Origin of the sequence: Eubacterium sp. 3_1_31 (assembly GCF_964249515.1) — a bacterium.
Taxonomy (GTDB): Bacteria; Bacillota_I; Bacilli_A; order Erysipelotrichales; family Erysipelotrichaceae; genus Longicatena; species Longicatena caecimuris.
The window spans coordinates 63,460-77,230 of sequence record NZ_CAXUBY010000002.1 but is presented as its reverse complement, the minus strand read 5'-3'; the positions used below and the strand labels follow the sequence as shown (position 1 = coordinate 77,230).

Sequence of the window (13,771 nt, the reverse complement as noted above, 5' to 3'; positions counted from 1 at the left end):
TTTCTTCCTTTCCTTTACAAGCCTCTAAGCTGTGTATTTGCAATATATGGAATAACAGCTTCTTGTAACTGTTTCATGGTTTGGGCATCGTAAGCGTGTAGCCCTTTTTGAATTACTCGTTCACTATCGACGAAGCCTTGCAGATAATACGCTCTGGCATCCTTGAGCCATTTTCCGATTTCCTGCACATCGGCTAAGGTATGAAGCTCTTTTACAATTGTTGTCCGAAATTCATAAGGAATGTGATCTTCCATTAAATATGCGGCACTTTCTATGATCGGTGTCACATCAAAATTGTGAATGCCGGTTGTTTCAGGATAACGCTTTAGACAATTTTTAATGTCCATTGCGACATAGTCAATCAGTTTTTTCTCGACGAGTTCTTTTAAACGCTTTGGATAACTGCCGTTTGTATCTAGCTTTATTTGGTAACCTAATTCTTTGATGGTTCTTAAAAAAGATTCTAAGGTATCATTTAATAAAGGCTCACCACCGGTAATACAGACACCCTCTAAGACACTGCGGCGCTTTTTTAAAAAAGCGATAATATCTTTGGTAGGTATTTGCGAGGTATTCTCATTCAAGAAGACCAAATCGGCATTTTGACAAAACGGGCAGCGCATATTACAGCCACCGGTGAAAATCGTGCTTGCCATCTTCTGCGGATAATCCAACAGAGTCAATTTCTGCAAGCCAAAGAGCTTAATTTCTTTTTCATCTTCCATGGCATCATACTGCTTAGCTTTTTCAGTTAAAGCATCTAGCAAAGCTTCTGTATTCGCGCATTCGCTCGCACTCATGTCGCGAGTCAAGCGTTCCCACCATTCTCGTCGAATGAGATAAATCTTTGAAATGATGTCTTTTGTACGATCGGTTGTATAGAGCAAGCGCACTCTTTTATCTGTCGTACTGGCACAAGATCGAACATAGCCGGCATCCTCTAATTTACCAATACTTTTGGTAATGGTACCTTTATCAAAACATCCTCTCACTGCCAGTTCCTGCATGCTGATTCCTTCATTTTCATAAATCAGAATCAGAAAAGGAAGCTGTCCGGCATTGATATCATAATCACTTAACTGTTTATCATAATATTTTTGCCCACAACGATAAAGAATGGAAATATTCATTAATAAATAATTGTTGCTTTCCATGTCATCACTCCAAATGGTTGACTATTCAACTATTTGTATGATAACACAGCTTTTTTGTAACTTCAACCGTTTGGACCATGTAAATTATGAAAGTGTAGTAAACGTTTTCATTTGTAATACTATTATCGTTGGTTGTCTAATGTTATAATGATACACACTGTTTTTGTGTGTAAACCTGTGCTTTCTATCAGAATGTGCTATGATAATAGACAAAAGACGAAAGAAGGATAAAATCATGATGGGTGTGTTTTTAGCTGGGATGGGATTGTTGGTGTGCCTTGTGAGTTATCTGCAATTGCGATGGATACATCAACAAATACAAGGCTTTTTTTATCGGTGCCTGCAAGTGTTGTTAGTGAGTGGTGATGGTATTTTATTTTATCGCTTCAGCAATCAATTTTATCGTTTGCAGCAAGAATCTTTACGTGCATGGATCCTACTTATATCAACAATTGTGCTGGTATGGTTCATACTATTTGCCCTCATGCAGGGGATTGCCTTTTTGTTAGAAAAAAGAAGGGCTTATAAGTTATCTTTGCGATATATTCTAGGAGGATGTATTCTTTTTACTGCATTGTTTGTGTATATCGGTTATCGGCAGGCAGCACCGCTTGTCTTGCGTAGCTATAGTGTAACTGCGAAAATGAACATAGTGAAAGATCTGCAGTTTTATTTACTTAGTGATTTGCATTTAGGAAGTGGAGTGGACAAGCAACGTATGGATCAAATGTTTGCGATGTTAGAAAAGCAGCCAATGGATGCTTTGTTAGTGGCAGGAGATCTCTTTGACGAAGCAACGCCAATTACTGACTTACAGTATTTTTGTATGAAATGTCGTAATGCTTCCTTTCATGATAAAATTTATTATAGTCCCGGCAATCATGAATTGCTGAGTAAGAATCGTAAAGCATATGAAACCCTCTTGAAACAAAGTGGCATTCATATCCTGAAAGATGAAACAGCCTTCGTAGATCATCGGTTTTATGTGATTGGACGCAAGGACAAAAAGGAAAGACGTATGGAGCTTGCCACCTTTATAAAATCCTGTCAAGCAGACAAGCCAATTATCGTTATCGATCATCGACCATGCTTTGATGATGTCCATGCGATAGATTTACAAGTCAGCGGGCATACGCATCAGGGACAGATCTTTCCTAATACTCTCTTTACAAAGTTGGCATATCCTTATGATTATGGAACTTATCAAAAGCCATATCCGATGATTGTCAGCAGCGGAGCAGGTACTTGGGGCTTGCCAATACGTATAGGAACAACCTCTGAAATTGTTAAAATAACGCTTAAGGGGCAGTAGCTTAGGCAATGTTATTGAAATTTGCCCAAATGCCAAAGATTTTTGCTAGTGTTTTTTTAGCACAATCGCTATAATAGAACCACACAAAACGTAGAAAGGGGTATTCGATGTTAAAAGATAAGTTAATTGCATTGCGTAAAAAAAGTGGTTATAGTCAGCAAGAGCTAGCCGATTTGCTTTCTTTAACAAGACAAACCATATCGAACTGGGAAAATGGGCAAAGTGCACCGACTTTTGATAAAGCTATCGAATTAGCGGCTATCTATCATATTTCTTTAGACGATCTTGCGGATAACCAATTAGAGATACTAGCTCAAGAAAAAACAAAGAAGGATTTGCATGTGTTACAGGCTTTACAGGGAAAGACGGTTATTTTAGATTGTGAGGATTTTGATTACATGCTGAATTCCTATAACGAGAAAGCAAAGGTGCTGGAGGTTACGAAGGAATGGATACGAGTGGCTTATACAAGAGGAAAAAGCAATACTTTTTTCAAAAAAGAAACATTGATAAAACTTATTGATACAAGGGCTATCCATGGCTTTATGATCGTGGAGGAAGCAGCATGACAATATTTTTATTGCTAATCATCCTTGTGTTATTGTGCTATCTTATGAAAACAGTGACACATGGGGAAAAGGAAAAACAGACTGTAAAAGATCAACCATCATTAAATTATCAAGCCATATTGCCGCAATATCTTAAGAAGAATTGCTCGATCATCTTAAAAAAACCACTGGCATCACTAGATGCGATGTATAGCATTGAAGGTGTTTTATGTGATTTAGATGATGAATGGTTGTTAATAGAAACCATGACAAAACGAAAAACAATCGTGCGCATGCTGCGTATTGATACTATACAAAGTATCAAAGAAATCATAGATTAAACAAGAGTTGCACATAAAAAACAAGCGATGGCATGCCTATCTTACAGGAGGAAGTAGTATGATAAGAAAAATGGAAGCTATGGACCATGACGTTGTTATGGATATTTGGCTACATGGCAATCTAACAGCGCATTCCTTTCTATCACCTACCTATTGGAAAAAACAGTATGCGATGGTTTCTCAAGCCATACAAGAAGCAGAGGTATATGTATATGAGGAGAATGGTGCTGTTGTAGGGTTTGCCGGATTACAGGATACGTATGTTGCGGGTATCTTTGTAAATGAAGCAATGCAAAATAGGGGCATTGGAAAGAAGTTAATGGATGAATTAAAAAAACACAAAACAATTTTACAATTGCATGTATATGAAAAGAATGAAAAAGCATTGCGTTTTTATCAAAGGGAACACTTTGCTATTTTAGCAAAAGAAAACGATGCAGAAACGAATGCTCAGGTATATCACTTGATGTGGAAAGCATAAAAAAACCATGCAAGCATATGAAAAATGATGTTTGTCTGCATGGTATAGGAAGCATAAAGCAAACGACTTTATGCTTTTTTTTGAAATGGTAAAACATAAAAAAAGCCTTTTTGCAAAGGCTAGTTCGTATGTTGGTGGGGAAGGCGGGACTTGAACCCGCACGGGATTAACTCCCAACGGATTTTAAGTCCGTTGCGTCTGCCTATTTCGCCACTACCCCAAGTAATGGAGGTTCCGATCGGACTTGAACCGATGATCACAGAGTTGCAGTCTATTGCCTTACCACTTGGCTACGGAACCTTATATTTATTTTTGATTGCCCCACATCATCGGTGCTATAACATTATATAATAAAATACAAAAAATGCAAGCAGAAATTTAAAAAAAATTTAATTTTTTTCATGAGAAAATAAATAGATGTGCAAAAATAAATCCATAGCTCCTTTTATGATGGAGGAGTTATGGATGTTAGCAAGAACTAGTAGAGAAAGGCAACTTCCGTTTTTACCCAATCTTACTTTACCATCTGTATGTGAAAGATAAACTTATGAAAATTGATTATCTAATGGATAGCAGACGGTAGGATCAATATACAGATAATTTACATAATGATAGCGTATTTTTGGATGACCATCGTGAAATATCTTATAGAATGCATAATAATCACTGATATTCAAATCATCCTCTAGATAATCAGACGCATGAAAAATCATCGAGAGTTTTAATTGTTTGACTACCTTTGCGAAATAAGCGGTCATATGTTTTACATCAGAAAAGGTTTGTTCATTATAAGCGACTCCCATATCTTTTTGAATAGTATCCATATGTAAATACACGGTATTGGTGATGGAAAGCTCAAAGAATTGTTGAATCACTTCACGTATGCGATTGATCTCTTCTTGCTTATCGTATTGATTTAATGGCCGCAACTGTTGGGGGTTTTGCGAAAGCGGTAAGGTCAAAGATGTTGGAATAAGGTACATATCCATAGAATCATCTTCCTGCATACTGGCTACCATGATATAAGGAAGATGCTTTCCGGTGATGAGGATGTTCTGCGTATCTTTTGCGTGTACAGGTGTTAAGATAAATAAAAATAACACCATGAGAAAGACTGTATAAATTTTTTTCATAGGATTACCCTCCTTCTAAGGTTAGTATGTATGCTACGATGGTCTTCATGCAAAAGTAGATAAGGGATTTTTCTTATCACGAATCTCAATCTGAAGGCATTCGCTATGAGCTTGCTATTGCAACAATTGTTCTCTAGGAAGATCAAAAAAGCGTTTTCATTATTATGGATTGTTCAATTTATGTAAAATCATTGGAAGTAATATGAAGTAAAATTAAGAATTAAAAGGTTGATTTGTTCATTTTGTATGCTAAAATGAATATAACTTGAACAAAGGGAGGATGTGGAAAGATGAGGAAGGCAATCGTGGCATTGTTTTTAATAACGGCAATTCTGTTGCTGAGCATTCGTCAGGAAAGAGAAACCATCATTATTTATTCTTCCATGGAACAATTTCGTGGGGAAGAATTGCAAAAACAATTGAATGAACAATTTCCTGATCTGCATGCCATGGTGATGTATGTGCCAACCGCCAAAGCCGCAGCAAAAATCTATGTGGAAAAGGATCAAAGTGATGCCGATATCATCGTAGGATTGGAATCCAGCTATATGGAAAAAATCAAAGAGGAATTAGCGGATATCAAAGGTTATAGCAAATTATCTTATCTGCGTGAATTACAACCGGATAAATTTGATAATCGCTATGTAATCTGGGAACGTCAGGCAGGGGCTTTCATTATCAATACCGAAGTTTTAAAAAAACACCATCTTCCTATTCCGACAACATATGAACAGCTGTTAGATCGCAAATATTATAATCTTATCGCCATGCCCGATCCGAAATCCAGTGGTACCGGCTATTTCTTTTATAAGAATTTGGTGAATACCATGGGAGAAGCGAATGCCTTAGCATATATTGATAAACTGGAATATAATGTGAAGCAATTTAGTGAAAGTGGCAGTGGACCTATTAAATTATTAATACAGGGCGAAATTGGAATCGGTTTAGGGCTGACTTTTCAAGCAGTAAATCAGATCAATGAAGGTTCACCATTTCAAATTGTCTATCCGAAAGAAGGTTCTCCATATTCATTGACTGGCACTGGCATGATGAAACATAGCAGCAATGATGCCGATGTACAACGTGTATTTGATTTTATCATAAATGATTTTCTATTATATGATAAGGAACATTTCTCACCGGAGCAGATCTTGCAGCATCAAAAAAATACAATACCCAATTATCCGAAACATATTCCTTATGCGGATATGACGGGAATCGAAGATATACATGAAAAAGAAAGGTTGTTAGAAGTATGGAAGTACTAAAGGATGCAAAACTCATCGTTAAAGATCTATATAAAAACTTTGACGGAAAGGATATTTTAAAACATATCTCCTTTGCTGTAAAAGAAGGAGAATTCTTAAGTGTATTAGGACCAAGTGGCTGTGGAAAGACAACCTTATTGCGTATTCTGATTGGTTTGGAGAAACAAGATGATGGTGAAATCTTATTAGACGCTCAAGATATTTCACATTTAAAGCCAAGTGAACGTGGAATGGGCATCATTTTTCAAAACTATGCGTTATTCCCGAATATGAGTGTCTTGGAAAATGTGGAATATGCCTTAAAACTGCGTGCTGATTTGAAGCAAAACAGTCGTAAGATTGCTCTGTCCACCTTAGAGGCAATCGGTATGCTGGATCAGATTGATAAACGTCCTTCCCAATTATCCGGTGGGCAGCAACAGCGTGTAGCGATTGCCAGAACGCTTGCCTTAAATCCTAAGATTATATTATTGGATGAGCCTATCAGCGCATTGGATGTCAGCATGCGCGAGGTCATGAAAAAGGAATTAAAGGATATTCAGAAAAAATTTAACTCGACAATGATCTTTATTACCCATGAACAGGAAGAGGCCTTTTATTTATCCGATCGCATCATGGTCATGAGTGAAGGCAATATTGAACAAATCGATACACCGAGAAATATTTATGAACATCCGGCAAATGATTATATCAAAGATTTTGTCATTGCTCATTTAGATAGTAAGTTAGCATCGTTGTGTGTGTGCACAGGGAAGAATGTTTATGAAAAATAGAGGCTTTCGCGCAGGTAAGCTGTTGGTGCTCATCTTCTTATGTTTTTCTGTATTACTGCCTCTTTTCACTTTGTTTTTTCATATTGATGGAGAAGATATCAGTAAGGTCATCCACAGCCCGCAATTCGCGCCGATGTTGATAAATTCTTTGATAACGACGACACTGGCTACGATCTTTTCTGTTTCACTAGCCTTTGCTTTGGCCTGGTTCATGAATCGTACCAATCTTCGGTATCGTTCCATATTTACCGTTTTATTTACGTTACCGATGCTCATACCTTCCATCTCTCATGGCATGGGCTTGGTGTTATTATTTGGCGATAACGGACTCATTAGTAATCTTTTGCATATGAAGTTTTATTTATATGGATATAATGGCATTATCTTAGGTTCTATTTTATACTCCTTTCCTGTTGCTTTCCTCATGCTGTGTGATACCTTTCAATATGAGGATTATACGACCTATGAGGCGGCAACTGTTTTAGGACTAAGTAAGAAACAACAGTTTCTTACAATTACTTTGCCCAATGTGAAAGGCCCTTTGATCAGTGTGATTTTTTCTGTTTTTACCATGATCTTTACCGATTATGGAGTACCGCTGGTTGTTGGTGGGAAATCCATGACATTGCCGGTTTATATGTATCGAGAAGTAATCGGCTTGCTTGATTTTTCAAAAGGGGCCATCATTGGGATATTGCTGTTAATACCGGCCTTTATCGCCTTTATCATTGATTTTAAAAATGATAATAAAGGAAATAGTTCTACGGTTACAAGAAACTATGTCATAACACCTAATCGCAAACGTGATCGCATTGCCTATATTATCTGCATTGCCACGGTGGTGTTTATCTCTTTGCCGATTATCACCTTCGCCATTTTATCCTTTGTCAAACAATATCCTACCGATATGAGTTTTTCCTTGGATAATGTAGTACAGGCTTTTGATCTGGGAGTTCGCATGTATCTTAAAAATGCGTTAGCAATTGCCTTATTGACCAGTATCCTTGGTGTGTGCTTAACCTATTTTACGGCATTTATTACCGCCCGCAGCCATCATAGCTTTTCCAATATGGCGCTGCATCTGATTTCCATGATATCACTGGCCATTCCCGGTGTGGTTTTAGGTTTGAGCTATGTGCTGTTTTATAAAGGAAGCCTACTTTATGGAGGACTTTCCATTCTGGTACTCGTCAATATTACGCATTTTTTCGCCAATCCATACTTGCTTGCTTATAATTCCTTACAGCAGTTTCACAGCAATTTGGAAGATATCTCAGCAACGATGGGGATTTCTAAACTGCGAATGTTAAAAGATGTATATATTCCATGTACGCAAGCAACCATCATTGAAATGTTTTCTTATATCTTTGTGAATTGTATGGTTACCATATCGGCGGTGTCTTTTTTGGCAAATTTCCGTAATATGCCATTATCTTTGCTGATTCCACAATTTGATTCACAATCACTCATTGAAGCAACGGCTTTTATCTCTATTGTGATCTTAAGCGTGAATTTGGTAATGAAGCTGATTATTTATTTACTAAAGCGTTCCTTACAAAAAGAAAAGTAGTTTGCAAGAACAAAGGGAAATGCTATAATACGATTACATAAAGGAGAAACGGAATTATGACGCTAACATTAAATCAATTTGAATTACTTGTCTACATAGAACGTCATCAAAACACAAAGATCACACAGCGAGCATTGGCAAAACAGTTGGATGTATCACTGGGTGTTGTTAATAAAACACTGGCAGAGCTATTGGAAAGTGAAATGCTGCGCAGTATTCGCAATTCAGTGTATGATGTGACATTAAAAGGCTATGAAACCTTAGAACCTTACCGGGTGAAAAAAGCTATCTTCTTAGCTGCCGGCTTTGGCTCTCGTATGGTGCCTATCACTTTAAATACACCAAAACCATTAGTACTTGTTCATGGGAAACGCATCATTGAAACCTTATTGGATGCGGTCGTCGCAGCCGGTATTGAGGATATCACAATCGTACGAGGTTATTTAGGTGAGCAGTTTGATGTCTTGCTGCATAAATATCCGAAAATTAAATTTATTGAAAATCCATTGTATAATGAGACCAATAATATCTCCAGTGCGTATCTGATCAAGGATATGATGGAAGGTGCATATGTGTTGGAAAGTGATTTGCTATTATACAATCCGGAAATTATTCGCAAATATGAATATGCGACCAATTACTGTGGGATTAAAGTAGATGTTACCGATGATTGGTGTTTTCATACGAAAAAAGGATATATAACCAAATTGGGTGTCGGGGGAAAAGATTGTCATCAGATGGTCGGTATTTCTTATTGGAATAAGGAAGATGGCAAAACGATGGCTGAGGATATTGATACCGTATTTAGAATGCCGGGAGGTAAAGAAAAATATTGGGATGAGGTGGCTTTAGCGGAATGTCTGCATCATCATAAGGTTATGGTAAAACCGGTTCATCAGGAAGATATTGTGGAAATAGATACATTTAAAGAATTGAAACAAATTGATCCAATCTATAATGTATAGTAAAGTTTTTATGTGGCATATTGTTACTAGGTGAAACATATGAAGGAAAAAATCTATGAATTTGATGCCATTATCAAAAAAGTGGAAGATATAGATGGAGCGTATGTCGAGATTCCCTTTGATGTGAAAAAAGAATTCGGCAAAGGACGTGTGTATGTTCATGCATGGTTTGATGATGTACCTTATGATGGCAGTTTAGTTAAGATGAAGACTCCTTGCCATATTTTAGGGATACGCAAGGATATTCGTGCAATAATCAACAAACAGCCTTCAGATTCTGTGCATGTGAAATTGCAAGAGCGTGATCCTAAGGCAAAAAAACAGTAAATGATAAGAACTTGTGCTACACTATAGATGAGGAGTGATAATGATGAAAACAATAACAATAACGATTGAAGGCATGATGTGCCAACATTGTGAAACACGTGTTCAAAATGCTGTTATGGCACTAGACGGAGTGACTAGCTGTGAAGCAAGCGCAAAGAACAATCAGGCAGTCATTACCTTTGATGAAACGAAGGTTAAAGAAGAAAATATTAAAGAAACCATTGAAGAAGTTGGCTATGAAGTAAAATAGGTGCGTGAGAAATCACGCACCTTTTTCAATCTGGATGTCTTAAAATAGCTGGAAATGTTACTTAATAAAAATCATGCGTACGGTCATATCCATTACGTAACTGTAGGTCCAGATATAATTCAGCTAATACGCCTTCATAATAGGGATTGACAAACCAATTACCGATAATCAATAAACTGCCTAGAATACGCCAACCGATAAAGGATAGATCAAGTACAAACATATCAAATTTATGATGCATTGTCATATGCCGGGAGCGCGCAAAGGCTTCTTCACTGCTCAATGACGGATCTTCTGCCAACAGATATGGAATCATCTGATATTCATAGGATTTTATGATGCCAGGGATAACAAATAACAAGGTCCATAAGAAGATTTTGATATTTTTTAACAGCATAATCTTTACGACATTGAGATAATTATCTGAAAAAATTGAAAAGATAACGGATATACTTTGTGCTTCCTGTATATTTTGGAGAAAAAAGCGATTGACACCGCAACGTAAAGGATTGGCGATAAAGATACCGTACAGAATACCTATAATGCCAATAATAAAAACAATTAAAAATGCAAAGCCCAAAAAGTTGTTTAGCCAAATGGTATCAAAGATCGTCGCATCATGGAAAGTATAAGTTAAAGATCCAACGCCCAATGTGATACCATCCTTATAATCGGATACATGATGTGTTTGATTGGCAATAGAATCACTCATTCTGCCACATAATAACATGGCGATAAAGGAAACGAGAAACATCCTCCAATAGCTGCGCTGCATAACTGCCTTACAGCGGTCTTTTAATTCTTTTCGTGAAAACATAACATCACCCTTTCTCTATATATTAGCTAAAAGCCGGAATTCTATCTTTTGGTATCGTGAACCGCATGAAAACATTTTCTACCGTGTCTGAGAATTGAAAGCCTAATTTTTTCCAAAAGGCTTGCGCATCCTTGTTATGAAGATCTACCGGACAAGAAACTCTTGCTGCATTATATTCTTCTTGTAAGTAATGAATGCAGACTTTCGCCGCTTTTGTACCGAATCCTTGTTTCTGATAAGCATCCTCAATTAAGCAATTGATAATCTGATAGTTTTATCACCTACATACATGGAAACAAAGCCAATCATCGGATCATCCTCATAAATGGTAAATGGTATCATATCATGATAAAAGACATATGCTTCTGCCAATGAATGTGTTACCGTGTCAACAAAATTCGCATTTGCGACACTTGCTTTTAAAGCTAGACATCTTTCATGATTGGCTTCATTAATCGTTTGTAATCGTATCAATATACTCATCTTAATGCGATCTGATTTAGCAGTTACGTATGATTATTATAGCATATAAGTATTCATATAGGATAGGAAAAAGCAAACGTTGAGTGTTTCAGCGGAAAGAATGTAAAAGATAAGTAAAAGGATAAGAAAAGAAAGAAGAAAACATGATATAATACCTACATAAAAAAGCGAGGCGAAACTGATGAGGCTTGTACATGTATTTGTAGAACATCCGATATTACATTTAGACCATACGTTTACTTACCGTTGTTATGATGCCAATGTGAAACGTGGTGTCCGTGTTCAAGTGCCTTTTCATAAGACAAGCATCATTGGATTTGTCAGTAAAGTAGAAGAAGCAGATGAACAAACGCTTGCAAAATATCCTTATGAAATCAAAGAAATTACAAAGATTATAGATGCAGAACCATTGATCAATGAAGAACTGTTTACTTTGGCTGATTGGATGGGGAAAACATATATAGCTCCGCGTATCGCATGTTTTCAATGTATGCTGCCGGCAAAATTAAAACCAAGTTCAACACATGGCAAGATCAAGATGGAAACATGGGTACGGATTTGTAAAGAGCCGACACAAAAATTAACGGAAAAACAACAGGCTGCTTATGAACAGCTTGAGCGTCATGGCTGCATGCGGCGCAATACATTTTATCAAATGTTTAAATCCCCCGGTAAAAAATTGATTGCATATGGTATTGTCGAAAGCTATGAACAAGAAGCAAAGGCAAGCTTGCTGGAAAGTGAGCAGGATGAAGAAAAGACATTACAGCCGGATCAAAAAAAGGCTATGCAAAAGCTTTTACATGCAACCCAGGTCGTATCCTTACTACATGGTGTGACAGGAAGTGGGAAAACCGAGGTTTTTTTACAACTTGCCAAAAAAGTGTTAGAAACAGGACGACAGGTAGTGTTGTTGGTCCCTGAAATTGCATTGACTCCCCAAATGGTACAACGGGTAAAAGCACGTTTCGGGAAAGCAGTAGCTATTTATCATTCCGCATTAAATGCCCAAGAAAAGTATGAACAGTATCAATTGGTAAAAGAGCATAAAGTACAAATTGTCGTTGGTACACGCAGTGCTATTTTTATGCCATTTGATCATTTGGGATTGATTATTTTAGATGAAGAGCATGATACCAGTTATAAACAGGATGCAACACCACGCTATCATTGCCGTGATATTGCTGTATGGCGTGCAAAGTATCATCATGCGAAAGTCGTGTTGGCGAGTGCAACACCGTCTTTAGAAACATATGCCAGAGCTCATAAAGGTATTTATCAGCTAGTAGAAATGCCAAAACGCATCAATGCCCGTTTCCCTGAAATGCAATTGGTAGAAATGCGCAAAGCTGTAGGGAATTCAGAAAGCTATTTACTATCAAATGACTTATTGGATGCCATTTATGAGCGTCTGCAAAAGAAAGAACAGATTGTCTTATTATTAAATCGCCGTGGTTATACGCCAATCTTACGCTGCATTTCCTGTGGATTTGTTCAAATGTGTCCCCATTGTGATGTGGCAATGTCGTATCATAAAGAAGAACAGGTACTAAAATGTCATACATGCGGACACACGATGTCAGTACCCGCCTATTGTCCTACATGTGGTAAAGCCAGTTGGCGGTATTTAGGTATAGGTACACAAAAGTTGGAAGAATTTGTCCAGATCAAATTCCCACAGGCTCGTATTTTGCGCATGGATGCAGATACTACCGGAAAAAAACATGCCCATGAAGACATTTTGAAATCCTTTGGGAATCATGAGGCAGATATTCTTTTAGGAACGCAGATGATTGCAAAAGGATTAGATTTTGACAATGTTACATTGGTTGGCATTGTGAATGGCGATGCTATGCTGAATCGAAGTGATTATCGCAGCGGAGAACTGACATATGATTTATTAGAACAGGCAAGTGGCAGAAGTGGGCGTGGTGATAAAGCAGGAAAAGTCATCCTGCAAGTATATGATACGCAACACTATGCTATACAAAGTGCCCTTCATCATGATTATCTGATGTTTTTTAAGCATGAGATGCGTTATCGTCACTTAGCCGGATATCCGCCGTATCGTTATTTGGTATCTTTGGTTTTTTCTCATAAAACAAAAGAAATGGTGGAAAAGGATGTGAAAGCAGCCATGCAGATTTTAGAAAAGAAAGAAAACGGTAAGATTTTAGGTCCGGCTTCTTTAAATAAGCTACGTGACGAATATCGCATGCGGATCCTCTTAAAAGGAAAGGATCAAGCATTATTAAATCATTATGCATGGGATGTCTATCAGGACCATATAACAAAAAAAGCTAGAACACGATTGGATATTGATGTATCACCGGTGGTACTGGAGTAAAA

At 37.3% G+C, this 13,771-nt stretch carries 16 protein-coding genes and 2 tRNA genes; 11 read left to right on the top strand and 7 right to left on the bottom strand.

What is annotated here, in order from left to right; translation table 11 throughout:
• Nucleotides 1-14: 14 nt before the first annotated feature.
• A complete protein-coding gene (locus ACESSZ_RS01240) occupies nucleotides 15-1,154 on the bottom strand; it encodes an anaerobic ribonucleoside-triphosphate reductase activating protein (RefSeq protein ID WP_008689224.1) in 1,140 nt (379 codons plus the stop codon).
• A 235-nt stretch (nucleotides 1,155-1,389) separates the two neighbouring features.
• Between ACESSZ_RS01240 and ACESSZ_RS01235 the strand changes: the two genes are divergently transcribed.
• From ACESSZ_RS01235 to ACESSZ_RS01220, 4 genes are all read left to right on the top strand, one after another.
• A complete protein-coding gene (locus ACESSZ_RS01235) occupies nucleotides 1,390-2,466 on the top strand; it encodes a metallophosphoesterase (RefSeq protein ID WP_008689222.1) in 1,077 nt (358 codons plus the stop codon).
• Between the two features lie 107 nt (nucleotides 2,467-2,573).
• The gene (locus ACESSZ_RS01230; protein WP_008689221.1) at nucleotides 2,574-3,035 is read left to right on the top strand and encodes a helix-turn-helix transcriptional regulator; all 462 of its coding nucleotides are present in this window, start codon (nucleotides 2,574-2,576) and stop codon (nucleotides 3,033-3,035) included.
• A complete protein-coding gene (locus ACESSZ_RS01225; RefSeq protein WP_008689218.1) occupies nucleotides 3,032-3,355 on the top strand; it encodes a hypothetical protein in 324 nt (107 codons plus the stop codon). The genes ACESSZ_RS01230 and ACESSZ_RS01225 overlap by 4 nt, the downstream gene beginning before the upstream one ends.
• A gap of 58 nt (nucleotides 3,356-3,413) precedes the next feature.
• Entirely contained in the window at nucleotides 3,414-3,836 is a 423-nt protein-coding gene (locus ACESSZ_RS01220) for a GNAT family N-acetyltransferase (RefSeq protein WP_008689217.1), read from the top strand.
• Between the two features lie 132 nt (nucleotides 3,837-3,968).
• Here ACESSZ_RS01220 and ACESSZ_RS01215 read toward each other — a convergent pair.
• The 3 genes from ACESSZ_RS01215 to ACESSZ_RS01205 form a co-directional block, all read right to left on the bottom strand.
• Nucleotides 3,969-4,056, bottom strand: a tRNA-Leu gene (locus tag ACESSZ_RS01215).
• A 6-nt stretch (nucleotides 4,057-4,062) separates the two neighbouring features.
• Nucleotides 4,063-4,136: transfer RNA gene (locus ACESSZ_RS01210), tRNA-Cys, on the bottom strand.
• Nucleotides 4,137-4,381: 245 nt separating this feature from the next.
• On the bottom strand, nucleotides 4,382-4,969 hold the full coding sequence (locus tag ACESSZ_RS01205) for a hypothetical protein (protein ID WP_008689215.1): 588 nt from the start codon (nucleotides 4,967-4,969) through the stop codon (nucleotides 4,382-4,384).
• Nucleotides 4,970-5,259: 290 nt separating this feature from the next.
• Between ACESSZ_RS01205 and ACESSZ_RS01200 the strand changes: the two genes are divergently transcribed.
• Genes ACESSZ_RS01200 through ACESSZ_RS01175 form a run of 6 tightly spaced genes read left to right on the top strand, consistent with a single transcriptional unit; the run spans nucleotide 5,260 to nucleotide 10,122 of the window.
• A complete protein-coding gene (locus tag ACESSZ_RS01200; protein ID WP_008689213.1) occupies nucleotides 5,260-6,237 on the top strand; it encodes an extracellular solute-binding protein in 978 nt (325 codons plus the stop codon).
• On the top strand, nucleotides 6,225-7,010 hold the full coding sequence (locus ACESSZ_RS01195; RefSeq protein ID WP_008689211.1) for an ABC transporter ATP-binding protein: 786 nt from the start codon (nucleotides 6,225-6,227) through the stop codon (nucleotides 7,008-7,010). Before ACESSZ_RS01200 ends, ACESSZ_RS01195 begins: the two co-directional genes overlap by 13 nt.
• Nucleotides 6,994-8,580 (top strand): ABC transporter permease subunit, encoded by a 1,587-nt coding sequence (locus tag ACESSZ_RS01190; protein ID WP_008689209.1) that lies wholly within the window; start codon nucleotides 6,994-6,996, stop codon nucleotides 8,578-8,580. Before ACESSZ_RS01195 ends, ACESSZ_RS01190 begins: the two co-directional genes overlap by 17 nt.
• 56 nt (nucleotides 8,581-8,636) lie before the next feature.
• Complete coding sequence (locus tag ACESSZ_RS01185; RefSeq protein ID WP_008689208.1) at nucleotides 8,637-9,545, top strand: sugar phosphate nucleotidyltransferase; 909 nt, start codon at nucleotides 8,637-8,639, stop codon at nucleotides 9,543-9,545.
• Nucleotides 9,546-9,584: 39 nt separating this feature from the next.
• The gene (locus ACESSZ_RS01180; RefSeq protein WP_008689207.1) at nucleotides 9,585-9,872 is read left to right on the top strand and encodes a DUF1905 domain-containing protein; all 288 of its coding nucleotides are present in this window, start codon (nucleotides 9,585-9,587) and stop codon (nucleotides 9,870-9,872) included.
• 43 nt (nucleotides 9,873-9,915) lie between these two features.
• Complete coding sequence (locus ACESSZ_RS01175; protein WP_008689206.1) at nucleotides 9,916-10,122, top strand: heavy-metal-associated domain-containing protein; 207 nt, start codon at nucleotides 9,916-9,918, stop codon at nucleotides 10,120-10,122.
• A 61-nt stretch (nucleotides 10,123-10,183) separates the two neighbouring features.
• Here ACESSZ_RS01175 and ACESSZ_RS01170 read toward each other — a convergent pair whose 3' ends face one another.
• From ACESSZ_RS01170 to ACESSZ_RS01160, 3 genes are read right to left on the bottom strand one after another with little or no spacing between them, the layout of a single operon-like run.
• Nucleotides 10,184-10,939 carry a DUF975 family protein gene (locus ACESSZ_RS01170; protein WP_008689205.1) on the bottom strand — a complete coding sequence of 252 codons (756 nt, stop codon included), beginning with the start codon at nucleotides 10,937-10,939 and terminating at the stop codon, nucleotides 10,184-10,186.
• Between the two features lie 22 nt (nucleotides 10,940-10,961).
• On the bottom strand, nucleotides 10,962-11,189 hold the full coding sequence (locus ACESSZ_RS01165) for a GNAT family N-acetyltransferase (protein WP_368668978.1): 228 nt from the start codon (nucleotides 11,187-11,189) through the stop codon (nucleotides 10,962-10,964).
• Nucleotides 11,189-11,422, bottom strand: a complete 234-nt coding sequence (locus tag ACESSZ_RS01160) for a hypothetical protein (protein ID WP_008689204.1) — start codon at nucleotides 11,420-11,422, stop codon at nucleotides 11,189-11,191. The genes ACESSZ_RS01165 and ACESSZ_RS01160 overlap by 1 nt, the downstream gene beginning before the upstream one ends.
• A 181-nt stretch (nucleotides 11,423-11,603) precedes the next feature.
• Between ACESSZ_RS01160 and priA the strand changes: the two genes are divergently transcribed.
• Nucleotides 11,604-13,769, top strand: a complete 2,166-nt coding sequence (gene priA, locus ACESSZ_RS01155) for a replication restart helicase PriA (protein WP_008689203.1) — start codon at nucleotides 11,604-11,606, stop codon at nucleotides 13,767-13,769.
• Nucleotides 13,770-13,771 lie beyond the last annotated feature (2 nt).